This is a genomic window from Pseudomonas kermanshahensis, assembly GCF_014269205.2.
GTDB classification, from domain to species: Bacteria; Pseudomonadota; Gammaproteobacteria; order Pseudomonadales; family Pseudomonadaceae; genus Aquipseudomonas; species Aquipseudomonas kermanshahensis.
The window spans coordinates 140,063-165,659 of the sequence record NZ_JABWRY020000003.1 but is presented as its reverse complement, the minus strand read 5'-3'; the positions used below and the strand labels follow the sequence as shown (position 1 = coordinate 165,659).

Sequence of the window (25,597 nt, the reverse complement as noted above, 5' to 3'; positions counted from 1 at the left end):
GAGACCGCTATGCCTTTCATCACCGAGATCAAGACCTTCGCCGCCCTGGGTAGTGGCGTGATCGGCAGCGGCTGGGTCGCTCGCGCCCTCGCCCACGGCCTGGATGTCGTCGCCTGGGACCCAGCCCCCGGCGCCGAGCAGGCCCTGCGCAAGCGCATCGCCAACGCCTGGCCGGCGCTGGAAAAACAAGGCCTGGCGCCAGGCGCTTCGCCACAACGTTTGACCTTCGTCAGCACCATCGAAGCCTGCGTGCGTGACGCCGACTTCATCCAGGAAAGCGCCCCAGAGCGCCTGGACCTCAAGCTCGAACTGCACGCGAAGATCAGCGCTGCGGCCAAGCCTGATGCAATCATCGGCTCCAGCACCTCGGGCCTGTTGCCCAGTGAATTCTACGAGTCGTCCACCCACCCAGAGCGATGCGTGGTCGGCCACCCGTTCAACCCGGTCTACTTGCTGCCGCTGGTCGAAATCGTCGGCGGCAAGCGCACCTCGCCGGAGGCCATCGACGCGGCGAAAACCATCTACACCGCCCTCGGCATGCGCCCGCTGCATGTGCGCAAGGAAGTCCCCGGCTTCATTGCCGACCGCCTGCTCGAAGCGCTGTGGCGCGAGGCGCTGCACTTGGTCAACGACGGCGTGGCGACCACCGGCGAAATCGACGATGCAATCCGCTTTGGTGCCGGCCTGCGCTGGTCGTTCATGGGCACCTTCCTCACCTATACCCTGGCCGGTGGCGATGCAGGCATGCGCCACTTCATGTCGCAATTCGGCCCGGCGCTTAAACTGCCCTGGACCTACTTGCCAGCCCCCGAGTTGACCGACAAGCTGATCGACGATGTTGTGGACGGCACCTCCGACCAACTGGGCGATCGCAGCATCGCCGCGCTGGAGCGCTACCGTGATGACACTCTGCTGGCAGTGCTGGACGCGGTGAAAACCAGCAAGGCCAAGCACGGCATGGCCTTTAGCGATTGAGGAGACTCCAATGCCCGCACTGATCACCTACCGCACCCCGGTCCAGGAGGACTGGGTGGATTACAACGGGCACCTGCGCGATGCCTATTACCTGCTGATTTTCAGCTATGCCACCGATGCATTGATGGAGCGTATCGGCCTGGATGCCGACAGCCGCGGGCAAAGTGGGCATTCCCTGTTCACCTTGGAGGCGCACATCAACTACCTGCATGAAGTGAAGCTGGGTACCGAAGTGTGGGTGCAGACGCAGATCATCGGTTTTGATCACAAGCGCTTGCATGTTTATCACAGCTTGCACAGGGAAAATGTTGAGGGGCCTTTGGCAGCCAGTGAACAGATGTTATTGCACGTCTGCTTGAAAGCGTCGAAGGCATCTCCATTCGGTGATGTGACCACCGAGTGCATACAACGCCTAACGAAGCTCCAATACGGCATTCCACCACCCGCCTACGTCGGCCGCATCATTGGCCTGTTGCCACGGTAATGCAGGTGGGGCGAAGTCCAAACCAGGTACCGCAGCCCCACCTGTTCCCTAATATACATTTTAGACGGTCAGGGTATAGTTTCCCATCGAGCATCATCTCTGTCATAACAATAGCTGAATTTAGGGCTGGCGCTTCTTCCATTACCTTCCATGCAGTTGGAGATACCCAAGGCTGAAAACTTAATCACCCCCCCCGCAAAACTAAAGTTTGAACGCAGACCTGAGCATGCACCCATGCCTGCCGCCTCACCATTTGCCGTCCATTGAAGGCATGATAAAATATCGCCTTGCTGGACGCGAATGGTCGTCAGCGCATTGTTGTTCCAGTACCAAAAATCACCTTCACTGATATTTCCGCAATCCGCAAAAGTCAGCGCACCCCTTGATGTGACCGTCAAGCAGGCTGGAAGCCCTAATTTGGCGCGTTCGACACTCCTGATTCTCTTACCCGTAAAAGGAGGGTAGAAATTCTCAACCGTTTCTCTGCGTTCATTCATCGCTCTAGCAACATCATGGTTCGCTACCGTACCCAGAGCTTGCCCTTGATAACTCAAGCGTGGATTGGAGAAGAACAATTGCCGAGGGCAGGCCGGGCTGCACTCGCCAGCCATCTGCGTGCGGAACCTGAGGGAGCCCGACGCAGGTTTATACTGATATCCATGCGTGTAGGCATTACTCACACCGTCCCAGCTATGGGTCATACTAAAGTTATGACCGATCTCGTGCGACAATGAAGGGATGCAATAGATTGCCGTAAAACCTAAATGTTTTTCTGGGCCTGGTTTACCGCCACCACACTGCTCGTTATTGGTCACTAACATCGAGACGAGATCAGCACGCACCCGATCCCGCACAACTTTCACCTCCGGCATCCGGTACGTCAGATCATTGAGAAGCGTGACAAAATCTTTGCCGGTCTCATCGTGATTAGCGTCCATAAAACCGGCTAACTCATACGTTATAGCGACCTGGCTATTTTTTGTGATCTGATTGGCATCCTGCAATCCAAGGGTCAGCGCGGCGCGGTAGTTTGGATTCTTAGCACGGGCCTGATTGGTAGTGACAAACAGCAACCTGATCGTACTGTGTGCTGATTTCGGCGGTAGGTTGGTCTTGACTGTCGATACTTCACTTGCATGCCCCTGTGGAGGTTGACTGTCTTCAGGCGGCAACTTCGAACCGTCAATCTTTATTAACGCATGCTGTCTGCCTCCGAGGTATTCCAGTTGATAGCGCTGGCCATCCACGATCAAGTTACCGACCAACTGGGTGCCGTGGCGCACGATCGACAGGTAATAGCGAGGGTCGAAATCGATCTCAGCAGGTGAAGGGTGATTCAGCTTCCACGCCGAACGTCTATAACCCACCCAGCCTTCGTAACCACCGGCCATTGAATTAAAGTCGCGCAGGTTGAATTGGGCTGTTTTACCATCGGGCAATGTCACTGCCAAATGTTGAGTGCTGTTGCTGATCAGCTCCGCACTGACGTCAACCAGCGTAATTTCGTCGTTAGCTGGGTTCGCCAACAGAGTAGCCAGATACCCCGTGGCTGTTTTCTGAAGCGTACTGCGATCTGGGGTGGGTTCAAGCGTGAACAATTGCGTAACCGCGCTTGAAGTTCCGCTCTCTCGCGGTGTCGATGACGAGCAAGCCGCGAGCAACGCGCACCCGGCTATGGCGAGCCATGCCCTATAGGCAAATATTTTCATGATTCCGCCCCTCTGGAAGTCCATCGCCTATAGCAGAGCAGGTGTCACGCAGGCTCGTCACCTGGCAGAAATGTCAGGTAACCGCATACAAAACAGCGAATGACGGGCAATAAATGCCCCCGGAACGCCGGTAGCCAATGAACAACAACCCCAGGGGCTTACGCCGCCGGGGTCAGATGTTCGGTCACGGTAGCGGTGTTACTCCACGCCCTTCGAAATCCGATAAGCATTACTGTTCATGTAGCCGCTTCGGGTAGCCGCCAGGCCTTTGGGTAAATTCAGGTTGCTGGTGTCATAGTTTCGAATGCTGAAATCGCCCTGATACTGGCCGCTGTAACAGTGCATTCTCTTGGCGTCTGCGTTGGTGAAACATACCTGGCTGCCATCGAAACCCAGCACCTGGGCAGAACGGGACCTGCCAACAGTGGAGGGGCATTGGCCTTCGGTGTTCAGGGTCACAGTTTTCCCCTCCCCTATTGCAACCGTGCAGAGCGGGCTCTTGAAGTCCTCTTGCGCATAAAGCCGAACGAAGGTGTCACCGGCTTTCTCGTAAGTGACTTGGGTCACCGACCCATTCATCGGCCAGCCTTTTACGCTGCGCTTCAGCTCGCCCGGCCAAGCCGAATCGAGGTCAAAGTTATTGATTTCGAAATCACCTGTATAAGCCCCCGTAAAGCAGCGGTTCCTGGAGTCATCCGTATTACGCAAGCACACCGTGTTGCCGGCCTGGAAATTTTCGATTTTAGCGGAGCGGGAGGTGGTCAGTGACCGACAAAGGCTGTCTTTCAGGGGTGTAACGCTTCCCTTCTGGAGGTACATTTCGCAACGCTTGCCCTGGAATCGAGATTGCTCGAACAAGGTAATCTTGGCGGCGTTCGCTGGAGAGGGATAAAAATTCTCTACGATGCTACGTCGCTCATTCAATGCGCGTGCAACGTCATTGTCCTTGACGGTCCCCATGGGAACGCCAGCGTAGCTCAGGCGCGGATTGGAGAAGTATGCAATGCGCGGGCAAGAGCGGCCTGTGCATTCATAAGACATTTGCGTACGGAAGGGTAAGAGGCCCTGATTCCAGCGGTAGCCATGTATGTATGACGGTGTCCTTGCGCCACCCGAGTTGTGCACCATACCGAAGTTGTGGCCAATTTCATGAGCCAGCGAAGACAAGCACGTCACCGCAGTAAACCCAGCGGCTTTCGAGGGCCCAAACTTTCCGCCGCCACACAGGGCGTTATTAACCACGATCATGGAGACCAGGTCCGCCAGCATCCCGTCCCGGGCCTGCGCCACGTCTTTCATGTAGTAGGTTACATCGTTGAGCAACTTCGAATATTCCTTGCCCGACTCATCGTAATTGGCATCGTAGATGCCGGCCAACTCAAAGGTGATGTTGACCTTGCTGTTCTTCATGGTCTGATTCACGTCTTGCAACGCTTGATTCAAGGTCAGTCGGGGGTTGGGGTACTTGGCCCTCGATTGTTGGGTGGTAACGAACATCAGGCGGATGGTGCTGTGCTCAGAGGTGGCTTGGGGCTGAACACTCGCCACTTGCGCTGCTACCGCCTTAGCCTCTGGGAGGGCATCCAGGGGCGCAAGCTTGGCTTCATCGATCGTGACAAGGGCATGTTGACCCGGGCTCACATACTCCAAACGGTAACGCTGCCCGTCGACCATGATCTCCCCTACCAGCTGATCGCCTTGGCGCACAATCGACAGGTAGTACAGCGGGTCAAACTTGAGCTCCGAGGCAGATTTCGATTTCACAGCCGACGGTTTGTAACCCACCCAACCTTCCAGCCCCTCGGGCAGGGCACTGTAAGTTTCCAGGTTAAAAGTCGCCGTCTTGCCGTCTGGCAGGGTGATTGCCAATGTGCTTGTATCGTTGCTGATGAGCGCCGGCTTCACATCGACCAGCACGACGTCTTTGTTAGCAGGGTCGCCTAGCAAGGTCCGCATATAACCCGCAGGCTTCGTTTGCAGGGCACTGTGGCGCTGCTCGAACGAGAAGAGTTGGGGAGAGGGCGATGAGGCATAGCAGAGCGAGGAGAACAACAGCCCCGCCCCCATTAGGCAGGTTTTGGACAGCATCTGTTTCATGGTTCAGTTCCTGTGGCATAGAGGAACTGAATTAATCAGCTGACGCCGCGACCGCCTACTCGTAGAGTCGCTAGGGAAACGGCAGCTAGGGAGAAAAAAATAACCCCGGAAAGCCGTGAGCATCCGGGGCCAAGAGCGAGCAACATCCACTGTGCACGAGCGAGGGTGACCAAACCCTCCGTTGCGGTAGATGGCTTGAGTGTGCGCACTTCAGGGGCGGGTGATTTAGCCGTAAACGACCTGTTCTTAGCCAAAGCAGCCATTGCGACATTCTGCCCTTGCGGGCCTGTCGCGGTGGACACAGAATCGGTCGTAAATCACAGCAGCACTCGCTTAGCGATAAAAGGGACAACAGCCATGATGCATGCGGATTTGATTGACCAGGACGACCTCGCCGGCCACCTGCGCGCGCGCGGTTTCGACATCCCCGCCGGGGCCAGCGCCGAGCAGGCCTGCGAGGCGGTGGTGCGTGGGCTGACCGAGCCCAATGCAAAGGCGCTGAAGGGCATGGTCGAGCAGATGTATACCGGCAGCGCGACCATATTGCCGGCGGTGCGACAGGCGATCGACAAACAGCTTTTGCCTGCGCTGGCACAGTTCAGCAAGCGCACCTGACTGATTAATCCTGCACCGGCCTCTTCGCGGGCAAGCCCGCTCCCACAGGTATCGCGCTGCTTTCGAATTCAGTGCTGTACGTGTGGGAGCGGGCTTGCCCCGCGAAGAGGCCGGCTCTGTTTCAGAGCCTTACGCTGGCGAACGTCGACTCGTTGCGTGCCTGGCTCAGGGCCGCCATCGGCCCGCTGTGCGGCGACAGGGTCATGGCCTGCGGGATCGGCATCATCGCCACCTGCTGGGCAGTGTTGGAGCCCACGCGCTCATCACGCGGCGGAATGCCGAAATACTCGCGGTAGCACTTGGAGAAGTGCGGGGTAGAGACGAAGCCGCACACCGAGGCCACTTCGATGATCGACATCGGCGTCTGCTTCAGCAACTGCCGCGCGCGGATCAGGCGCAGCTTCAGGTAATAGCGCGACGGCGAGCAGTGCAGGTACTTCTGGAACAAGCGCTCGAGCTGGCGCCGCGACACCGACACATACACCGCCAGTTCGTCGAGGTCGATCGGCTCTTCCAGGTTGGCCTCCATCAGCGCGACGATTTCCTGCAGCTTCGGCTGGTTGGTGCCAAGCATGTGCTTGAGCGGCACGCGCTGGTGGTCTTGCTCGTTGCGAATGCGCTCGTAGACAAACATTTCGGAGATCGCCGCCGACAGTTCACGGCCGTGATCGCGGCTGATCAGGTGCAGCATCATGTCCAGCGGCGCGGTGCCACCGGAGCTGGTGAAGCGGTTGCGGTCGAGGGTGAACAGGCGGGTGCTCATGTTGACCCGTGGGTAGGCCTCCTGCATGGCAGCCAGGCACTCCCAGTGCACGCTGCAATCGAAGCCGTCGAGCAGCCCGGCACAGGCCAGTGCCCAGCTGCCGGTGCACACCGCGCCCAGGCGCCGCGACTGGCGAGCCTGCGCCTGCAGCCAGGTCACGTGTTCACGGGTAACGGTGCGCTGAATGCCGACACCACCGCAGACAATCACGGTGTCGATCGGCGGCGCATTGTGCATGGCCGCGTCGGGGGTGATCTGCAGGCCATCACTGGCCCAGACCTGGCCGCCATCGACGGTCAGGGTGTGCCAGCGGTACAGCTCGCGGCCGGAAAGCTGGTTGGCCATGCGCAGCGGCTCGACCGCCGACGCCAGGGAAATCAGGGTGAAGTTGTCCAGTAGAAGAAACCCGATGGACTGGGGAGCTGTGCGGTTCTGGGTTGGATTCCCGGAGGTGTACGACGTCATCGCGATTTCTCCTCACACAAATGCAGGGTGTGCCTCAGGCGGGCACTGATTTTTTTGTTATGGCCCCTTCTTCGTAGGTAGGGGCTTGTTGCCAATCTCAACGCAAACGCCGTGCCTGAAATTGAACGGCTATCCGAAAAAACCTGAAAACGACGCCTTAACTCGGCAAATCAGGGCCTTCGGTGCGAGCTGACCGAACTTCTGGAACCGCCGTGCTAGGCGCGCTCCTTGTAACTGCTGAGCACTTTGGTGACACGTGCCTGGTGGGTTGCCCAGAAACGACACTCTTAAGTGTCACCGACAATGCCCACACTCATCGCGACATCTGACGGCCGGTCATGCACAAACGCCCCATAGTGGGGCGTCGTGGTAACAAGCAGCGCGTGATTAGCGCATCAGCATTCGATGGCGCTGACCGCCAAGCCGCCGCGCGAGGTCTCTTTGTACTTGTCGTGCATGTCGGCGCCGGTGTCACGCATGGTGCGGATCACCTGGTCGAGGGAAATGAAGTGTTCGCCGTCGCCGCGCAGGGCCATCTGCACCGCGTTGATCGCCTTCACTGCGGCAATCGCGTTGCGCTCGATGCACGGCACCTGCACCAGGCCACCGACCGGGTCGCAGGTCAGGCCAAGGTTGTGTTCCAAAGCGATTTCGGCTGCGTTTTCCAATTGTGGCGGTGTCGCCCCCAACACTTGCGCAAGGCCTGCCGCCGCCATGGCACAGGCCGATCCCACCTCGCCCTGGCAGCCGACTTCGGCGCCGGAAATCGAAGCGTTCTTCTTGCACAGGATGCCGACCGCTGCCGCTCCGAGGAAGAAGTCGGTCACGTTCGACTCATCCACCACATCACTGAAGCGCATGTAGTAATGCAGCACCGCCGGGATGATGCCCGCAGCGCCGTTGGTGGGCGCGGTCACCATGCGCCCGCCGGCGGCGTTTTCTTCGTTGACCGCCAGGGCGAACAGGTTGACCCACTCCATGGCGCTCATGGTCGAGCCGATCACGTTGGGCTTGCCGATCTCTTGCAAGCTGCGGTGCAGCTTGGCAGCGCGGCGCCGTACGTTGAGGCCGCCGGGCAGCGTGCCTTCGTATTTCAGGCCGTTGGTGACGCACTCCTGCATGGCTTGCCAGAGCTTCTGCAGGCCGGCGTGGATCTCTTCCTCGCTGCGCCAGACCTTCTCGTTGGCCATCATCAATTGCGACACGCTGAGGTCGTTTTGCTTGCACAGTTGCAGCAGCTCGGCGGCACTGTTGAAGTCGTAGGGCAATACGGTCTGGTCGGCGTCCAGCACACCGCTGGCGGCCTGCGCGGCATCGACCACAAAGCCACCGCCCACCGAGTAGTAGGTGTCGCGGTGCAGCTCGCCTTGCGCGCCTTCGGCGATCAAGGTCATGGCGTTGGGGTGGTACGGCAGGTTCTCGTCCAGCAACAGCATGTCGCGGGCCCAGACAAACTCGATGGGCAGGCGGCCGGCCAGCAGCAGGGTGTTGGTTTCGCGCAGGTCGGCGATGCGAGGGACGATCTGGGTGGGGTCGATGGCGTCCGGCCACTCGCCCATCAGGCCCATGATGGTGGCGTTGTCGGTGCCGTGGCCGATGCCGGTGGCCGAGAGCGAACCATACAGCCGCACCTCGACCCGTTTTACCTGCTCCAGTTCGCCGCGCTCGCGCAGCCCCTGCACAAACAGAGCGCCAGCCCGCATGGGGCCAACGGTGTGGGAGCTGGAGGGCCCGACACCAATCTTGAACAGGTCGAACACGCTGATGGCCATTGTCGAATCACCTCTTGCTGGGCTTGTCTCTGCGCGCCATGCGCAGGGCGGGGCAACTGCTAGGCTGAAGCTGCGAGCCGCCATGAATGCACGCATCATCGGCCTTTTGCCTACCCCTTCGCCGTCTGCAACCGACGTAGTTTTGTCCACCTGCGCCGTGCTGTTTTTACCTGAGGTACGGCCGTCTTCACGCCGTTTTCCAGCGGCCTGGTGACGCAAAAACGCGGCCGAGGGGGTGGAAAAATCCATATGCGACATCGCCAGTACTGGATACGACCCGTTCCGTACTGGATACGACCCCACCAGTAGGCGATTGCCCGGCGCTGGAGGATTATCAAAAGCGACTCGTATAGCACGGCCACGCAACCTGCCCTCTGCAGGCCTGGTCGACCGGACCTTCAGAACGCCCGGCGACCCACGCGAACCCGAAGACAAAATCACAGGAGTCCATCCATGAAAGGTTCACCCTCGCTGTTGTTGGTTGCGTTGTTGTCCACCCCGCTGCTGGCCCAGGCCGCCGAGCCTGAGCAGTGCCAGACGGTACGTTTCTCCGATGTCGGCTGGACCGACATCACGGTGACGACAGCCACCACAAGCGTTGTGCTCGAAGCCCTGGGTTACAAGACCCACACCACCATGATCTCGGTACCGGTGACCTATAAGTCGCTGGCCACCGGCAAGGACCTGGACGTGTTTCTCGGCAACTGGATGCCGACCATGGAGAACGACATCAAGCAGTACCGCGATGCCGGCACCGTCGAGACCGTGCGCGCCAACCTGGAAAACGCCAAGTACACCTTGGCCGTGCCCCAGGCGCTGTATGACAAGGGCCTGAAGGATTTCAGCGACATTCCCAAGTTCAAGAAAGAACTGGACGGCAAGATCTACGGCATCGAGCCGGGTAACGACGGCAACCGTACCATCCAGAGCATGATCGACAAGAACGCCTTCGGCCTGAAGGACGCCGGCTTCAAAATCGTGCAGTCGAGCGAGGCCGGCATGCTGTCGCAGGTCGACCGGGCGCAAAAACGCGGCGAGTCGGTGGTGTTCCTAGGCTGGGAACCGCACCCGATGAACACCCGCTTCAAGATGCAGTACCTCACCGGCGGGGATGATTTTTTCGGCCCCGAATTCGGCAAGGCAACCGTATTGACCAACACCCGCAAGGGTTACGTGCAGGAATGCAGCAACGTTGGCCAACTGCTCAAGAACCTGTCGTTCGAGCTCAAGGATGAAAGCACCATGATGGGCTATGTCCTGGACGACAAGATGAAACCCGAAGCAGCCGCCAAAAAGTGGCTTAAAGACAACCCCGGCAAGCTGGATACCTGGCTGGCGGGCGTTACCACCGTTGATGGCAAACCCGGCCTTGAGGCGGCCAAGGCCAAGCTGGCGCAATAACGCACCACGCAATAGCGCTACCTCGGGGCGGGACCGTGCCCGCCCCGGACTGATTTCAATCTTTGCAGGTGGAAGCTCGCTATCATGCTTATCGATCAGAAAATACCCCTGGGGCAGTACATCGCGTCGTTCGTCGAATGGCTGACCCAGAACGGCGCGAATTATTTCGACGCCATCGCGCAAGGCCTGGAGTTCATGATCCATGGCGTCACCAGTACCCTGACCTGGTTCAACCCGTTCGTCCTCATCGCCCTGTTCGCCGCCCTGGCGCACGTTATCCAGCGCAAGTGGGGGCTGACGGCGTTCGTTGCGCTGTCGTTCCTGCTTATCTTCAACCTGGGTTACTGGCAGGAAACCATGGAAACCCTGGCGCAGGTGACCTTCGCCACCGTGGTCTGCGTGGCCATTGGCGTGCCGCTGGGCATCGTCGCCGCGCATAAACCGATGTTCTATACCGCCATGCGCCCGGTACTCGACCTGATGCAGACGGTACCCACCTTCGTTTACCTGATCCCGACCCTGACCCTGTTCGGCCTGGGCGTGGTCCCGGGGCTGATCTCGACGGTGGTGTTCGCCATCGCCGCGCCGATCCGCCTCACCTACCTGGGCATTTGCGATGTGCCACAAGAGCTGCTCGACGCCGGCAAGGCCTTTGGCTGCTCGCGCCGTCAGCTGCTGACCCGCATCGAACTGCCCCACGCGATGCCGAGCATCGCGGCCGGTGTCACCCAATGCATCATGCTGTCGCTGTCGATGGTAGTCATCGCGGCCCTGGTGGGCGCCGACGGCCTTGGCAAACCTGTGGTCAACGCACTGAACACCGCCGATATCTCCCTGGGCTTCGAAGCGGGCCTGGCGATCGTGCTGCTGGCGATCATGCTCGACCGTATCTGCAAGCAACCGGAAGTCACGGTAAGGGGTGAAGCATGAGCATCATTCGGTTCGAAGACGTCGACGTCATCTTCTCCAACAAACCGCGCGAGGCGCTGTCGCTGCTCGACCAGGGCAAAACCCGCGAGCAGATCCTCAAGCAGACCGGCCTGGTGGTGGGTGTCGAAAAAGCCAACCTGGATATCGAGAAAGGCGAAATTTGCGTGCTCATGGGCCTGTCCGGCTCGGGCAAGTCGAGCCTGCTGCGCTGCATCAACGGCCTGAACACGGTCAGCCGCGGCAAGCTGTTCGTCGAGCATGAAGGCAAGCACATCGACATCGCCCACTGCACCCCGGCCGAGCTGAAGATGATGCGCACCAAGCGCATCGCCATGGTGTTCCAGAAGTTCGCCCTGATGCCCTGGCTGACGGTGCGCGAGAACATCAGCTTTGGCCTGGAAATGCAGGGCCGCCCAGAGAAAGAGCGGCGCAAGCTGGTGGACGAGAAGCTTGAACTGGTTGGCCTGACTCAGTGGCGCAACAAGAAGCCCGACGAGCTGTCCGGGGGTATGCAGCAGCGGGTGGGCCTGGCCCGGGCGCTGGCGATGGATGCCGACATTCTGCTGATGGACGAACCGTTCTCGGCACTCGACCCGCTGATCCGCCAGGGCCTGCAGGACGAACTGCTGGAGCTGCAGCGCAAGCTGAGCAAGACCATCGTGTTCGTCAGCCACGACTTGGACGAAGCGTTGAAGCTGGGCAGCCGCATTGCAATCATGAAGGACGGCCGGATCATCCAGTACAGCAAGCCCGAAGAGATCGTACTGAACCCGGCGGACGACTATGTGCGCACCTTCGTTGCCCACACCAACCCGCTGAACGTGCTGTGCGGCCGCAGCCTGATGCGCAGCCTGGACAACTGCAAACGGGTCAATGGGTCGGTGTGCCTGGACCCGGGTATCGACTCATGGCTGGACATTGGCGAAGGCGGCTCGCTCAAGCGCGCACGCCAAGGCCAGAACGGCCTGGATATGCAGAATTGGGCGCCAGGGCAGAATGTAGAGTTGCTGGAGCGCAGGCCGACGGTGGTGCACGCCGATATCGGTATGCGTGAGGCGCTGCAGATTCGTTATCAGACGGGCAACAAGCTGGTGCTGCAGGATAACGACAAGGTGGTAGGGATTCTTGGGGATACCGAGCTTTACCACGCGTTGCTGGGCAAGAACCACGGGTGATGCCATTGGGGCCGCGTTGCGGCCCATTCGCAGCACAAGGCTGCTCCTTGTGGGAGCGGGCTTGCCCCGCGAATGGGCTGCAAAGCAGCCCCAATCAATGGCTCAGCGAACGACGATCCCGCGCGAAGCCATGTAGGCCTTGGCTTCCGGAACGGTGTACTCGCCAAAGTGGAAGATACTGGCCGCCAACACCGCGCTGGCATGCCCTTCCAGAATCCCGTCCGCCAGGTGCTGCAGGTTACCCACCCCACCCGACGCAATCACCGGAATCCCCAGCGCATCGCTGATGGCCCGGGTAACACCCAGGTCAAAGCCGTTCTTCATGCCGTCCTGGTCCATGCTGGTCAGCAGGATCTCACCGGCACCCAGGCCTTCCATCTTCTTCGCCCACTCCACCGCATCCAACCCGGTCGGCTTGCGCCCGCCATGGGTGAAAATCTCCCAGCGCGGCGTTTCACCCGGCGCGGAGACCTTCTTGGCATCGATGGCAACGACGATGCACTGCGAACCAAAACGGTCCGCCGCCTCGCCCACGAACTCTGGGTTGAACACCGCAGCCGTGTTGATCGAGACCTTGTCGGCACCGGCATTGAGCAGGTTGCGGATGTCCTGCACGGTGCGCACGCCACCGCCCACAGTCAGCGGGATGAACACTTGGCTGGCCATGCGCTCGACGGTATGCAGCGTGGTGTCGCGGCCATCGACGCTGGCGGTGATGTCGAGGAAGGTGATTTCGTCGGCACCCTGCTCGTTGTAGCGACGGGCAATTTCTACCGGGTCGCCGGCATCACGGATGTTCTCGAACTTGACGCCCTTGACCACCCGGCCGTTGTCCACGTCCAGGCAAGGGATGATGCGCTTGGCCAGTGCCATGGTTCAGTCCTCAGCCTTGGTAGTTGTCGCAGAAGGCCTGGGCCTCGGCGACATCGAGGGTGCCTTCGTAGATGGCACGGCCAGTGATGGCGCCGATGATGCCAGGGGCCTTGGCGTCCAGCAGGGCCTTGATGTCGCCCAGGTTGTGAATGCCACCCGATGCGATCACCGGAATGCGCGTGGCTTCGGCCAGGGCTTTGGTGAAGGGCACGTTGCAGCCCTGCATCATGCCGTCTTTGGCGATGTCGGTGTAGACGATCGCCGAGACGCCATCGGCCTCGAAGCGCTTGGCCAGGTCGATGACCTGAACAGTGCTGACTTCAGCCCAGCCGTCGGTGGCGACGAAGCCGTCCTTGGCGTCCAGGCCAACGATGACCTTGCCCGGGAAGGCCTTGCAGGCCTCCGCGACGAACGCTGGCTGCTTGACCGCCTTGGTGCCGATGATGACGTAGCTGACGCCCGCCTTGACGTAGTGCTCGATGGTTTCCAGCGAGCGAATGCCGCCGCCGATCTGGATCGGCAGAGTCGGGTAACGCTTGGCGATGGCGGTGACCACTTCGCCGTTGACCGGCTGGCCTTCGAAGGCGCCGTTGAGGTCGACCAGGTGCAGGCGGCGGCAGCCACCCTCGACCCATTTGGCGGCCATGCTCACCGGGTCATCGGAAAATACCGTGGAGTCTTCCATGCGGCCCTGGCGCAGGCGCACGCAGGCACCGTCCTTCAGATCGATAGCGGGGATAATCAGCATCTTGGGAACCTGTATATTTGTTGGGTTTCAGGGCTTCTCGAGTGCCCACAGGTCGCTCTCGATGCTCTCGAACCGCTCCTTGAGGTGCAGCTGAACATCGGCAATCGCCCTGTTGTAGTAATGGGGTGCAATCTCTTTGCTGAACAGGTCGAGGACCTCGGCCACTTCAAACGACCCCAGCTGCAACTCGAAACGGTCTTCGAGAAAACGCTTGAGCGTATCGAGCGCCTCGCGCTCCTGCTCGGGGGCCAGGGTGATGATCGGGGCCTTGGTCTTCGATCGGCTCATTTACCAGCGCCCGTCCCAGGCGACGAAGTTCTGCAGCAACTGCAGGCCATGGGTGTGGCTCTTTTCGGGGTGGAACTGCACGGCAAAGCGCGAGCCGTCGGCCAGCGCGGCGGCGAAGTCGACGCCATAGTGGCCGCGACCAACCACCTGGCTCGGCTTGCCGGCATTGATGTAGTAGCTGTGTACGAAATAGAAACGTGCGCGGTCAGGGATGTCGTGCCATAGGGGATGGTGGTTGGCCTGGCTGACTTCGTTCCAGCCCATGTGCGGCACCTTCAGGTGCTCGCCATCCTCTTGCAGGCCCTTGCCGAAAAACTTCACCTGGCCTGGGAACAGGCCGATGCAGTCGACGCCGTTGTTCTCTTCACTGTGTTCGAGCAGCGCTTGCATGCCGACACAGATGCCGAGGAACGGGCGGTCCTGGCTGACTTCACGCACCAGGCTGTCGAAGCCCAGGCGACGGATTTCGGCCATGCAGTCGCGAATCGCGCCCACGCCTGGGAACACCACGCGGTCAGCCTCGCGGATCACCGCGGCGTCGCTGGTGACCAGTACCTTGCCGGCGCCGACATGCTCGAGCGCCTTGGCCACCGAGTGCAGGTTGCCCATGCCATAGTCGATTACGGCTACCGTCTGCATTTACAGGCATCCCTTGGTGGAAGGCATCTGCCCAGCCATGCGCTCGTCCAAGGTAATGGCCATGCGCAGCGCGCGGCCGAACGCCTTGAACACGGTTTCGATCTGGTGGTGGGTGTTGTGGCCACGCAGGTTGTCGATGTGCAGGCTCACCAGGGCGTGGTTGACGAAGCCCTGGAAGAACTCCTGGAACAGGTCGACATCGAAGCCACCGACCGTGGCGCGGGTGTACGGCACGTGCATCTGCAGGCCTGGGCGGCCAGAGAAGTCGATGACCACGCGCGACAGCGCTTCGTCCAGCGGCACATAGGCATGGCCGTAGCGGAAGATGCCTTTTTTATCGCCGATCGCCTGGGCGAATGCCTGGCCCAGGGTGATACCGACGTCTTCGACGGTATGGTGATCGTCGATGTGCAGGTCACCCTTGCACTCGATGTCCAGATCGATCAGCCCATGTCGGGCGATCTGGTCGAGCATGTGTTCAAGGAAAGGCACACCGATATCAAATCGGGCCTTGCCGCTGCCATCTAGGTTGATCGAGCACTTGACCTGGGTTTCCAGGGTATTGCGCTCGACGGAAGCCTTACGTTCGACCATCACCAGCTCCGCAAAATCATTGGGCGAAAAGGGCTCCATTATAGGCCCAGATCGCGCCAGCTTGAAACGCGGATGACATATGGCAAAGCAAGCAATGACGGGGGGTGGATGCCGTTACAGGTCTATACAAGCTGTGAATCTGTGGCTGCGTTGCAGCCCTTTCGCCGGCTCTTGCACCCAACCACGCCCTTGTAGGAGCGGCCTTGCGCCGCGAAAGGGGCGCACAGCGCCCCCCTTACCTTCAATGGAACAGTACAGCCGTCTTCTGCAACGTAATCCACACCCCCCAAGCCAGCGGCACAACCACCGCAGTCCAGGCGATCAGCACTAACGGCAAGCTGCCCGGCGCGGCATGCCACTCCAGCGACCGCGCGCCATCGGCACCCTTGTCATGGCTCAGCGCACGCTCGGCGGCCAGTTGCTGGTCGCTCATGAAGTGCTTGTCGGCCACCGGGCGAATCAGCATGTTGCAGATAAAGCCCAGCACCAGCAGGCCCGCGAGGATATACAGGGTCATGTCATACGCCGCCGCGCGCTCAACGCCCGCCGCCAGCTGAGACTCGCGCAGGTAGGTGATCAGCACCGGCCCCAGCACGCCCGCCGCCGCCCAGGCCGTCAGCAGGCGCCCATGAATCGCACCGACCATCTGCGTGCCGAACAGGTCGGCCAGGTACGCCGGCACTGTGGCAAAGCCGCCACCGTACATCGACAGGATGATGCAGAACGCCGCCACGAACAGCGCCACGTTGCCCAGATGACCCATGTTCGGCACCAGGCTGTAGAGGCCCACGCCCAAGGCGAAGAAGGCGAAGTAGGTGTTCTTGCGGCCAATGTAGTCAGAGAACGACGCCCAGAAGAAGCGCCCGCCAATGTTGAACAGGCTCAGCAAGCCAGTGAAGCCCGCTGCGATGGCGGCAATTTGCGCCAGCTGGGTGGCGTTCAGTTCGCTGAAGCTCAGCTCGTTGCCCAGCAACTTACCGGCGAACACTTCCTGCAACAGCGGCGACGCCATGCCCAGAATACCGATGCCGGCCGAGACGTTCAGGCACAGCACCAGCCACACCAGGGCGAACTGTGGGGTTTTCCAGGCCACGCTGACGTGCACATGGCGGTCGGTGACCATGCCATTGCCGGCCTTTTTCGCCGGGGCGGTCCAGCCCTCAGGCTTCCAGCCGGTCGGTGGCACGCGGTAACCCAGGGCGCCGGCCGTCATGAACACGAAGTAGATCGCCGCCATCACCACGAAGCTCTGCCATACCCCGACGTCTTCTGCGCTGCCAAAGTGGCCCATCAGCGCGGTCGCCAGGGGGGCGCCGACCATCGCGCCACCGCCAAAACCCATGATCGCCATGCCGGTAGCCATGCCGCGTTTGTCCGGGAACCACTTGATCAGCGTCGAGACCGGCGAAATGTAGCCCAGGCCCAGGCCAATGCCGCCGATCACACCAGAGCCCAGCCACATCAGCCACAGCTGATGGGTCTTTACCCCAATCGCCGAGATCAGCATGCCGCCGCACCAGCACAGCGCCGACACCAGCCCGGCCTTGCGCGGCCCAGCGTGTTCCAGCCAGCCGCCAAGCACCGCGGCCGAGCAGCCGAGGAACACGAAGAACAAGGTGTAGATCCAGCTCAGCATCGAAATCGGCCAGTCGCACTCGGCACTGAACAGGCGGGCGATGAACCCCATGTCCGCCGAGCAGGCCACCGGCGCGGTGATGCCGATGGCTTGCGACAAGGGCAGCCAGAACACCGAGAAGCCGTAGGCCATGCCGATACACAGGTGGATAGCCAAGGCGGCCGGTGGCACCAGCCAACGGTTGAAGCCCGGACGGGCGATGATGCGCTCCTTCGACAGGAAGCTCGGCGCACCGGCCAAGGTGCCCGCCGTGACGTTACTGCTCATGGGTTTGATCCTTTTTGTATGGCCTTTACTGGGCGACGCACCGCGACAATGGGTCGCGGGCACACCGAAAGCGGCGCAAGGTTACCAGCACCCGGTGGGATGAAAGCAATCTGATATCGTGGATTTTTCCGTAGCTGAAACGGTATTTCGGTTCGCCTGTACCGGCCTCTTCGCGGGGCAAGCCCGCTCCCACATGATCGGATGAACCCTGGGGGAGCGGGCTTGCCCCGCGAAGAGGCCGGTACAGGCAACACAAAAGGAACTGCGAGAACTGCGGCTGTCGAAAGCCGCAACATCTGATCCATTCGTAGGGAAATGCCCTGTATCTCTTGCCGGATACGCAGGGATAAGCACTGCGGCGCTATACTCTGCCGCTGAAATTCAAATCGGACTACAAGGACTCGCCCATGAAAGCGTTCGGCAAAATCCTGGGACTGGGGCTTCTCGGGTTGCTGCTGATCATCGTGGCGCTGGGCTTCGCCCTGACCCACCTCTTTGATCCCAACGACTACAAAGACGAGATTCGCCAGCTGGCGCGCGACAAGGCTCATGTCGAGCTGACCCTCAACGGTGACATCGGCTGGAGCCTGTTCCCGTGGTTGGGCCTGGAGCTGCATGACGCGAGCATCGCGACCTTGAGCAAACCCAGCGAGCCATTCGCCGACCTGAAGATGCTCGGCCTGTCGGTACGCGTACTGCCGCTGCTGCGCCGCGAAGTGCAGATGAGCGATGTGCGCGTCGAAGGCCTGAACCTGACCCTGGCCCGCGACGAAAATGGCCATGGCAACTGGGAAGACATCGGCAAGCCATTGCCCGCCCCTAACGGCGCCCCAACCGATACACCGGCCCAGGCACCTGCCGAACAGGCCCCAGCGCAAGCCGACAGCGGCAGCGAGCGTGCGGTCAAACTCGACATCGACAGCCTGACCGTGAACAACGCCCGCGTGCAGTACACCGATGCCAAAAACGGCCAGAGCTACAGCGCCGAAAGCATCCAGCTGAGCACCGGCCCGGTCCACGAAGGCGCGAACATTGCGCTTAAGGCAAGTGCCTTCCTCAGTGCCACCCAACCGAGCATCAAGGCCCGCACCGAGCTTGCCGGCGAACTGCGCTTTGACCGCAAGCTCAAGCGCTACAACTTCGAAGACATGCGCCTGTCGGGCGAAACCTCGGGCGAGCCGTTTGCCGGCAAGACCGTGACCTTCGCCGCACAAGGCCAACTGCTGGTCGACCTGGCAGCCAATGTCGCCTCGTGGAACGGCCTGAAAATATCGGCCAACCAGCTGCGAGCACTGGGTGAACTGAACCTGCGCGACCTGGACAAGGCACCGCAACTCAGCGGCGGCCTGTCGATCGCCCAGTTCGACCTGCGCACCTTCCTCGACGGCATCGGCCGCCCGCTGCCCGCCACGAACGACCCGGCCGCGTTCACCAAGCTGGAACTGGTCACCCGCCTGCAAGGCACGTCGAACAGCCTGGCCCTGGCAGACCTGGCCGTGAAGCTGGACGACAGCACCTTCACCGGCCGCGTGGCTGTCGAAGATTTCGCCAAACAGGCCCTGCGCGTGCAACTGAAGGCCGACACCTTCGACGCCGACCGCTACCTGCCCGCCAAGAGCGAACAAGCCAAAGGCGCCACCGCCGCCCGCCAGGCCGAGGTCAACCAACAGGAAGCCAGCGCCGTGGCCGGTGCCAGCAGCTCCCCGCTGCCCAACGCCCCGACCCAGGTCGCCTGGAGCGACGACAAGCTGCTGCCGGTAGACCGCCTGCGCGCCCTCGACCTGCAGGCCGACCTGACGTTCGGCGCACTGACCCTGGACAAACTGCCCATTCAGGATGCCCAGCTCAAGGCCACTGGCCAAGGCGGCCTGGTGACCCTGCAGACCCTGCGCGGCGGCCTCTACAATGGCAGCTTCGAGGCCAAGGGCACCGTCGATGTGCGCCCTGCCGTGCCGCAGCTTGGCGTCAATACCAAGATCAACCGGGTACCGGTGGAACACTTCATCAAGGCCGAGGGCAAAGAGCAAACGCCACCGGTCAAGGGCCTGTTGACCCTGACCAGCGACCTGACCGCGACCGGCAACAGCCAGAAGGCATTGGTCGACACCCTCAATGGCAGCGCCAACTTCACCATCAACGATGGCGTGCTGGTCAATGCCAACCTTGAACAGCAACTGTGCCAGGCCATCGCCACCCTGAACCGTAAAACGCTCAGCGGCGAACCGCGCGGCAAGGACACGCCCTTCGAGGAACTGCGTGGCAGCCTGGTGGTGCGCAATGGCGTGGCCAGCAACCCAGACCTCAAGGCCCGCATCCCAGGCCTGACCGTCAACGGCCACGGCGACCTCGACCTGCGCGTGTTGGGCATGGACTACAACGTCGGCGTGGTCGTCGAAGGCGACCAACGCGCCATGCCGGACCCGGCCTGCCAGGTCAACGAGCGCTATGTCGGCGTTGAAGTGCCGCTGCGCTGCCGCGGCCCGCTGGAGCTTGGCGCCAAGGCCTGCCGCCTGGACCAGGACGGCCTGGGCAAGGTCGCCGCGAAACTGGCCGGCAACCGCCTGAAAGACAAGATTGATGAAAAACTCGACGAAAAACTCGGAGACAAAGTGAGCCCTGAACTCAAAGACGCGCTCAAGGGGCTGTTCAAACGATGAGCCCCGAGCAGTTCTCCAGCGCCGTGCTGGACTGGTATGACGCGCACGGCCGACACGACCTGCCCTGGCAACAGGGCATCAACCCGTACCGGGTGTGGGTGTCGGAAATCATGTTGCAGCAGACTCAGGTCAGCACCGTGCTCAATTACTTCGACCGCTTCATGCAGGCCCTGCCCACCGTGCAGGCCCTGGCCGAAGCGCCGGAGGACGAAGTGCTGCACCTGTGGACGGGCCTGGGCTATTACACCCGCGCGCGCAACCTGCAGAAGGCCGCGAAAATCGTCGTCGAGCAGCATGGCGGCGAGTTTCCGCGCAGTGTCGAGCAACTGACCGAACTGCCTGGCATTGGCCGCTCCACCGCCGGTGCCATCGCCAGCATCAGCATGGGCATCCGCGCGCCCATCCTGGACGGCAACGTCAAGCGCGTGCTGGCCCGCTTTACCGCCCAGGCCGGCTACCCCGGCGAGCCCAAGGTGGCCAACCAGCTGTGGGCCAGCGCAGAGCGCTACACCCCGCAGACCCGCGCCAACCACTACACCCAGGCAATGATGGACATGGGCGCCACGCTGTGTACCCGCAGCAAGCCCAGCTGCCTGATCTGCCCGCTGCAACGCGGCTGCGAAGCGCACCTGCACGGCGAAGAAACCCGCTACCCCGAGCCCAAGCCACGCAAGGCGCTGCCGCAACGCCGGACGCTGATGCCACTGCTGGCCAACCACGAAGGCGCGATCCTGCTGTACCGCCGACCGTCCAGCGGCCTGTGGGGTGGTTTGTGGAGCCTGCCAGAGCTTGAGCACATCGAGCAGCTCGACGACCTCGCCTACCAGCATGGCCTGCGCCTGGCAGAGAGCCGCGCACTAGACGGCCTGACCCACACCTTCAGCCACTTCCAGCTGGCGATCGAGCCCTGGCTGGTGAAGGTCGACCCGGTCGGCCAGCACGTGGCCGAGCCCGACTGGCTCTGGTATAACCTCGCCACCCCGCCGCGCCTGGGCCTCGCTGCCCCGGTCAAGAAGTTGCTCAAACGCGCGGCCGACGAACTGATTGCAGGAGATACCCGATGACCCGCACCGTGATGTGCCGCAAGTACAAAGAAGAACTCCCAGGCCTGGAGCGCCCGCCCTACCCAGGTGCCAAGGGCCAGGACATCTTCGATCACATCTCGCAGAAGGCCTGGGCCGACTGGCAGAAGCACCAGACCATGCTGATCAACGAAAAGCGCCTGAACATGATGAATGCCGAGGACCGCAAATTCCTCCAGGCCGAGATGGACAAGTTTTTCGCCGGCGAAGAATACGCCCAGGCCGAAGGCTACGTTCCGCCTGCTGAATGACCCCAAAAAACGTAAGCGACGGAATTAATTTAAAATTTTTTCAAAAAGTCGTTGACGGACGGTCTGGAAATCTATTTAATTCACCTCGTCGCCCAGATAGCTCAGTCGGTAGAGCAGAGGATTGAAAATCCTCGTGTCGGCGGTTCGACTCCGTCTCTGGGCACCACCTTCAGCTTCTGGTGGTTGCAAAGTTACCCGAAGCGACAACAAGAAACCCGCCTAGTGCGGTTTTTTTGTTGCCTGCGATTTTTGCAGTGGCCATCTGTAACCCCGCCCAATAAAAAGCCCTCTGAGCAATGCACAGAGGGCCTCGTCACAAATCAGCCATTACGCCTGGCTATCGAATTCCTCGGGGGTCATCTGCCCCCGATAGGAAATGCTCAGCAGCGCCCTGGCGTCATCAACGGATGCGACCGCCTTTGCCAACTCCGCCTCGGTGATCTTGTACTCGTCCAGGGCCAGGGTAAGCCAATCGTTGTAACCGGTGCCGTCGTTGCTGACACAGCTCAACACCAGGTGAAAGTAATGCTTCATGGGAACGTCTCCTGTTAGCCCCACCTAAGCGTGGGCAGATCAGGCTATTGCGCCCGCCCTTTGAGTATCAGGTGGAAACCACCCACCTGAGGCTGGGGCCGAGCCCACCTGTCCGGGTAAATTGACCCGCATCAATAAGCGCCAGGCCTGTCGCCCCTAGCATGGGAAAAGCACATCAGAACCGACAGGACCTCCATGAGCGACGACGCCACCCTGCTACTCACATCCACCTCGAACGCCACGCCGAACGCCACGCCAACCAGCCCCAACCGCCGCGCACGCCCCCGCAAGCCCGCCATCAAAGCCGTCGCCGACCCCGTCATCACCCAGGTCAGCCAGCAACCGGCAGCCATGGAAGTGGCCAGGGCGCCCAAGGGCAGTAACGAAGACAGCACGCGCGCACGCCTACCGGCCAGCTACCCGTACCGCACCCGCATGCACCGCCAGGAATACGAAAAGGCCAAGCACGCGCTGCAGATCGAACTGCTTAAAGTGCAGAGCTGGGCGAAGGAAACCGGCCAGCGTGTGGTGATCCTGTTCGAAGGGCGCGACGCGGCGGGCAAAGGGGGCACCATCAAGCGCTTCATGGAGCACTTGAACCCACGTGGCGCGCGGATTGTGGCGCTGGAAAAGCCTTCCGAGCAGGAGAAGGGCCAGTGGTATTTCCAGCGTTATATCCAGCACCTGCCCACGGCGGGCGAAATGGTCTTCTTCGACCGCTCCTGGTACAACCGCGCCGGGGTCGAGAAGGTGATGGATTTCTGCAGCCCGCTGCAGTACCTGGAGTTCATGCGCCAGGCACCCGACCTTGAACGCATGCTGTGCAACAGCGGCATCCTGCTGTTCAAGTACTGGTTCTCGGTGAACCGCGAAGAGCAGCTACGGCGCTTCATCTCACGCCGTGACGACCCGCTCAAGCACTGGAAGCTGTCGCCCATCGACATCAAGTCGTTGGACAAATGGGACGACTACACCGCCGCCAAAGAAGCGATGTTCTTCCATACCGACACCGCCGATGCACCCTGGACGGTGATCAAGTCCGATGACAAGAAGCGCGCGCGCATCAACTGCATCCGGCACTTCTTGCACTCGCTGGATTACCCAGGCAAGGACCTGGCCGTAGCGCACGCCCCAGACCCGCTGCTGGTGGGGCGCGCATCACGCGACTTCGAAGAGGATGAAGCGCCAACGTCAAGCCACTGAACCGCCGAGACTGCCAGCCAGCGCCTAGCAGGTGTGTGCACACCTACAATGCTTGGGTTTCGTCTTTAACTGCGCTTCAATACGCGCACTTTTTCAGGCACACCCAAGGATTCACCCATGGCCACCACGACCAAGCAACAGAAACGCGCCAAGCGCGCCGCCAGCAAGGCCAAGCAAAACCGCATGGTGCGCAGTGGCCAGGCGGTCAAGGCCAGCGCCGGCGACAGCGCCAGCATCGAGCAAGTGTTCAACAAGGCCATGGAGTCGGAAAGCTACAAGGAGCTGTTCGACAAGATGAAGGCGGCACAGGAAACCAGCCTGGTCGCGATGATCTCGGTGTTCCTGGTCGACCCGCTGCTTGCCCTGGTGCTCAAGGGGCACAAGGAAGAGCACGCCACCGACTACATCGTGCTGGTGTTCAACGCCTACCGCACCTGGCTGGATGGCGCCGACGAAGACACCACCATGGCCTGGCTGGAAAGCGACGAGTTCCAGGAGGCTTACATCGCCGCCTCGGAAGTTGTGGCCAAGCAACAACAACAGCAGAAGCAGTTCGGCTAAATAAGCCATCACCGGCCCTAGGGTAGGAGCAGCCTTGTGCTGCGAAGAGGCCGGTGAATGCACCGCAACTATTGGCTGCTTTCACCGGCCTCTTCGCAGCACAAGGCTGCTCCTACAGCGAGACGCGAAACTCGCTAGCAGGCCGTAACATGCAAAAAGGCCGCGCCCTTCACAGGGCGCGGCCTTTTCATTCAAAGCAGCGCAGATCAGTTATCCAGCGCCACCCGCCCAGCCGCTTCGCGCTTGCGATGCACCAGCAGCCCGGCCGCCACCACACCAATGCTCAGCAAGGCAGTGGCGATGATCTCGGCGCGGTGATCTTCACGCAGCCCCATCACCACCAGCACAGCAACGATGAAGGCGATGGTCGCCCAGGTCAGGCCCGGGAACAGCCACATCTTGAAGTCGATCTTCTCGCCACGCGCTTCACGCTGGCTGCGCATGCGCAGTTGCGACACCGCGATCACCAGGTACACCAGCAGCGCAATGGCGCCGGAGCTGGCCAGCAAGAACTCGAATACCTGGGCCGGCGCCACATAGTTGGCGAACACGCACAGAAACGCTGCCGCAGTCGACATCAGCACCGCCACATGCGGTGTACCTGCCTTGGTGGTGCGTTGCGACATGGCCGGGGCATCGCCACGCTTGCCCAGGGAGAACAGCATGCGCGAGGAGGTGTACAGCGCCGAGTTCAGGCAGCTGGTGACGGCGACCAGCACGACGATGTCGACGATCAGTTTGGCATTCGGCACACCGATGCGGCTCAGCACCGTCTGGTAAGAGCCCAATTCAGCCAGGGCCGGATCGTTCCACGGCACCAGCGCCACGACCAGGAAGATCGACACCAGGTAGAACAGGCAGATACGCCAGATCACCGAATTGGTCGCGCGGCTGATCTGCTTGCCCGGGTCTTTGGACTCGGCAGCGGCGATGGTGACGATTTCGGTACCCATGAACGAGAACATGGTGGTCAGCATGGCTGCCAGCACTGCGCCCAGGCCATTGGGCATGAAGCCTTGGGTGTCGAACAGGTGGCTGACACCGCTTACCTGGCTGCCAGGCGCCAGGCCGAACATGGCCACGCAACCCACGACGATGAAGCCAATGATCGCCAGAACCTTGAGCAAGGCGAACCAGAACTCGAATTCGCCGTAGTTCTTCACACTGCACAGGTTGGTCAGGGTCAGCACCAGCGTGATGATCAAGGAGAAGGCCCACAGATCTACAGCAGGGAACCAGGCATGCAAAATGGCCGCAGCCGCGTTGGCCTCCAGCGGAATCACCAGCACCCAGAACCACCAGTACAGCCAGCCAATGGTGAAGCCGGCCCAGCGCCCGATGGCGCGGTCGGCATAGGTAGAGAAAGAACCGGTGTCAGGTGAAGCAATGGCCATCTCGCCAAGCATGCGCATGACCAGTACGACCAAGGTACCGGCGGCGGCGTAGGCCAGCAGTACGGCCGGGCCAGCGGCGGCGATGGCGTGGCCGGAGCCAACGAACAGACCGGCGCCAATCACGCCAGCGATGGACAGCATGGTGACATGCCGCGATTTGAGCCCCTGAGCGAGGTCATTGGAATTGTTACCGCTCATAAAACTACCTTTGTAAGGAGTGGACCACTCCGACTACGGGAACGAAGCGCGCCTGGGGTTAGTTAGGCGTCGCTGCAATCGGCGGTTTCCTACTGGCAATAAGTGAGCCATCGGCTGAATGCATTCGTCAGAAAAATCTGGCAACCGTAAAGGACGCGGCTTGCAGGGCTTTCGGCCATGCCTTGACCGAAAGGCCGCCAAATCGCCGTGCAAGGTCCGGATTACTGAAATACCCACTTACAAATGCACCAAAGGTGCTCCCAGGTAACACCTATGCACCGCTGCA

At 61.0% G+C, this 25,597-nt stretch carries 23 protein-coding genes and 1 tRNA gene; 12 read left to right on the top strand and 12 right to left on the bottom strand.

What is annotated here, in order from left to right; translation table 11 throughout:
* Nucleotides 1-9: 9 nt before the first annotated feature.
* Together HU764_RS27070 and HU764_RS27065 are read left to right on the top strand one after the other, a co-directional pair.
* Entirely contained in the window at nucleotides 10-975 is a 966-nt protein-coding gene (locus HU764_RS27070; protein WP_186703151.1) for an L-carnitine dehydrogenase, read from the top strand.
* 10 nt (nucleotides 976-985) lie between these two features.
* Complete coding sequence (locus HU764_RS27065) at nucleotides 986-1,459, top strand: thioesterase family protein (RefSeq protein WP_186682925.1); 474 nt, start codon at nucleotides 986-988, stop codon at nucleotides 1,457-1,459.
* 68 nt (nucleotides 1,460-1,527) lie between these two features.
* Here the strand turns inward: HU764_RS27065 and HU764_RS27060 are convergent, their stop codons facing one another.
* Nucleotides 1,528-3,168 carry a hypothetical protein gene (locus HU764_RS27060; protein ID WP_186703150.1) on the bottom strand — a complete coding sequence of 547 codons (1,641 nt, stop codon included), beginning with the start codon at nucleotides 3,166-3,168 and terminating at the stop codon, nucleotides 1,528-1,530.
* Between the two features lie 198 nt (nucleotides 3,169-3,366).
* Nucleotides 3,367-5,265 (bottom strand): M12 family metallo-peptidase, encoded by a 1,899-nt coding sequence (locus HU764_RS27055; protein WP_186682929.1) that lies wholly within the window; start codon nucleotides 5,263-5,265, stop codon nucleotides 3,367-3,369.
* A 357-nt stretch (nucleotides 5,266-5,622) separates the two neighbouring features.
* Between HU764_RS27055 and HU764_RS27050 the strand changes: the two genes are divergently transcribed.
* Nucleotides 5,623-5,880, top strand: a complete 258-nt coding sequence (locus HU764_RS27050) for a hypothetical protein (RefSeq protein WP_027594285.1) — start codon at nucleotides 5,623-5,625, stop codon at nucleotides 5,878-5,880.
* Between the two features lie 121 nt (nucleotides 5,881-6,001).
* Here the strand turns inward: HU764_RS27050 and gbdR are convergent, their stop codons facing one another.
* Both gbdR and HU764_RS27040 read right to left on the bottom strand, forming a co-directional pair.
* The gene (gene gbdR / locus HU764_RS27045) at nucleotides 6,002-7,108 is read right to left on the bottom strand and encodes a choline metabolism transcriptional regulator GbdR (RefSeq protein WP_027594279.1); all 1,107 of its coding nucleotides are present in this window, start codon (nucleotides 7,106-7,108) and stop codon (nucleotides 6,002-6,004) included.
* 395 nt (nucleotides 7,109-7,503) lie between these two features.
* Nucleotides 7,504-8,880, bottom strand: a complete 1,377-nt coding sequence (locus tag HU764_RS27040) for an L-serine ammonia-lyase (protein WP_027594278.1) — start codon at nucleotides 8,878-8,880, stop codon at nucleotides 7,504-7,506.
* A 453-nt stretch (nucleotides 8,881-9,333) separates the two neighbouring features.
* On the opposite strand from HU764_RS27040, the gene HU764_RS27035 reads away from it, so the two are divergent.
* From HU764_RS27035 to choV, 3 genes are all read left to right on the top strand, one after another.
* A complete protein-coding gene (locus HU764_RS27035; protein WP_186682933.1) occupies nucleotides 9,334-10,281 on the top strand; it encodes a choline ABC transporter substrate-binding protein in 948 nt (315 codons plus the stop codon).
* An 81-nt stretch (nucleotides 10,282-10,362) separates the two neighbouring features.
* Nucleotides 10,363-11,211, top strand: a complete 849-nt coding sequence (gene choW, locus HU764_RS27030; protein ID WP_172960399.1) for a choline ABC transporter permease subunit — start codon at nucleotides 10,363-10,365, stop codon at nucleotides 11,209-11,211.
* Nucleotides 11,208-12,386 carry a choline ABC transporter ATP-binding protein gene (choV, locus tag HU764_RS27025; protein ID WP_027594275.1) on the top strand — a complete coding sequence of 393 codons (1,179 nt, stop codon included), beginning with the start codon at nucleotides 11,208-11,210 and terminating at the stop codon, nucleotides 12,384-12,386. Before choW ends, choV begins: the two co-directional genes overlap by 4 nt.
* Nucleotides 12,387-12,488: 102 nt before the next feature.
* Here the strand turns inward: choV and hisF are convergent, their stop codons facing one another.
* The 6 genes from hisF to HU764_RS26995 all read right to left on the bottom strand — a co-directional run bounded on the left by hisF (nucleotide 12,489) and on the right by HU764_RS26995 (nucleotide 17,431).
* Nucleotides 12,489-13,259: an imidazole glycerol phosphate synthase subunit HisF gene (gene hisF, locus HU764_RS27020; protein ID WP_027594274.1), complete on the bottom strand. Its 771-nt coding sequence runs from the start codon at nucleotides 13,257-13,259 to the stop codon at nucleotides 12,489-12,491.
* A gap of 10 nt (nucleotides 13,260-13,269) precedes the next feature.
* Nucleotides 13,270-14,007, bottom strand: a complete 738-nt coding sequence (gene hisA / locus HU764_RS27015) for a 1-(5-phosphoribosyl)-5-[(5-phosphoribosylamino)methylideneamino]imidazole-4-carboxamide isomerase (RefSeq protein ID WP_027594273.1) — start codon at nucleotides 14,005-14,007, stop codon at nucleotides 13,270-13,272.
* Between the two features lie 27 nt (nucleotides 14,008-14,034).
* Nucleotides 14,035-14,295: a DUF2164 domain-containing protein gene (locus HU764_RS27010; RefSeq protein ID WP_027594272.1), complete on the bottom strand. Its 261-nt coding sequence runs from the start codon at nucleotides 14,293-14,295 to the stop codon at nucleotides 14,035-14,037.
* Complete coding sequence (gene hisH, locus HU764_RS27005; protein ID WP_027594271.1) at nucleotides 14,296-14,934, bottom strand: imidazole glycerol phosphate synthase subunit HisH; 639 nt, start codon at nucleotides 14,932-14,934, stop codon at nucleotides 14,296-14,298.
* The gene (hisB, locus tag HU764_RS27000) at nucleotides 14,935-15,528 is read right to left on the bottom strand and encodes an imidazoleglycerol-phosphate dehydratase HisB (RefSeq protein ID WP_027594270.1); all 594 of its coding nucleotides are present in this window, start codon (nucleotides 15,526-15,528) and stop codon (nucleotides 14,935-14,937) included.
* A gap of 241 nt (nucleotides 15,529-15,769) precedes the next feature.
* Nucleotides 15,770-17,431, bottom strand: coding sequence for an OFA family MFS transporter (locus tag HU764_RS26995; RefSeq protein ID WP_186703149.1), 1,662 nt, complete (start codon nucleotides 17,429-17,431; stop codon nucleotides 15,770-15,772).
* A 407-nt stretch (nucleotides 17,432-17,838) separates the two neighbouring features.
* Here HU764_RS26995 and HU764_RS26990 point away from each other — a divergent pair, with 407 nt between their 5' ends.
* The 4 genes from HU764_RS26990 (at nucleotide 17,839) to HU764_RS26975 (ending at nucleotide 21,587) form a co-directional block, all read left to right on the top strand.
* Nucleotides 17,839-20,088, top strand: a complete 2,250-nt coding sequence (locus tag HU764_RS26990) for an AsmA family protein (RefSeq protein ID WP_186703148.1) — start codon at nucleotides 17,839-17,841, stop codon at nucleotides 20,086-20,088.
* Nucleotides 20,085-21,152 carry an A/G-specific adenine glycosylase gene (gene mutY, locus HU764_RS26985; RefSeq protein ID WP_186703147.1) on the top strand — a complete coding sequence of 356 codons (1,068 nt, stop codon included), beginning with the start codon at nucleotides 20,085-20,087 and terminating at the stop codon, nucleotides 21,150-21,152. Before HU764_RS26990 ends, mutY begins: the two co-directional genes overlap by 4 nt.
* Nucleotides 21,149-21,421: an oxidative damage protection protein gene (locus HU764_RS26980; protein WP_027594266.1), complete on the top strand. Its 273-nt coding sequence runs from the start codon at nucleotides 21,149-21,151 to the stop codon at nucleotides 21,419-21,421. Before mutY ends, HU764_RS26980 begins: the two co-directional genes overlap by 4 nt.
* Nucleotides 21,422-21,511: 90 nt before the next feature.
* A tRNA-Phe gene (locus tag HU764_RS26975) sits at nucleotides 21,512-21,587 on the top strand.
* A gap of 161 nt (nucleotides 21,588-21,748) precedes the next feature.
* Here the strand turns inward: HU764_RS26975 and HU764_RS26970 are convergent.
* Nucleotides 21,749-21,955, bottom strand: a complete 207-nt coding sequence (locus HU764_RS26970) for a hypothetical protein (RefSeq protein ID WP_085273848.1) — start codon at nucleotides 21,953-21,955, stop codon at nucleotides 21,749-21,751.
* A 351-nt stretch (nucleotides 21,956-22,306) separates the two neighbouring features.
* Here HU764_RS26970 and ppk2 point away from each other — a divergent pair, with 351 nt between their 5' ends.
* Complete coding sequence (gene ppk2 / locus HU764_RS26965) at nucleotides 22,307-23,158, top strand: polyphosphate kinase 2 (protein WP_225935782.1); 852 nt, start codon at nucleotides 22,307-22,309, stop codon at nucleotides 23,156-23,158.
* Between the two features lie 117 nt (nucleotides 23,159-23,275).
* Nucleotides 23,276-23,719 carry a hypothetical protein gene (locus HU764_RS26960; protein WP_186703145.1) on the top strand — a complete coding sequence of 148 codons (444 nt, stop codon included), beginning with the start codon at nucleotides 23,276-23,278 and terminating at the stop codon, nucleotides 23,717-23,719.
* A 206-nt stretch (nucleotides 23,720-23,925) separates the two neighbouring features.
* On the opposite strand, the gene gabP is transcribed toward HU764_RS26960, so the two are convergent.
* Entirely contained in the window at nucleotides 23,926-25,311 is a 1,386-nt protein-coding gene (gene gabP, locus HU764_RS26955; protein ID WP_027594261.1) for a GABA permease, read from the bottom strand.
* Between the last annotated feature and the right edge of the window lie 286 nt (nucleotides 25,312-25,597).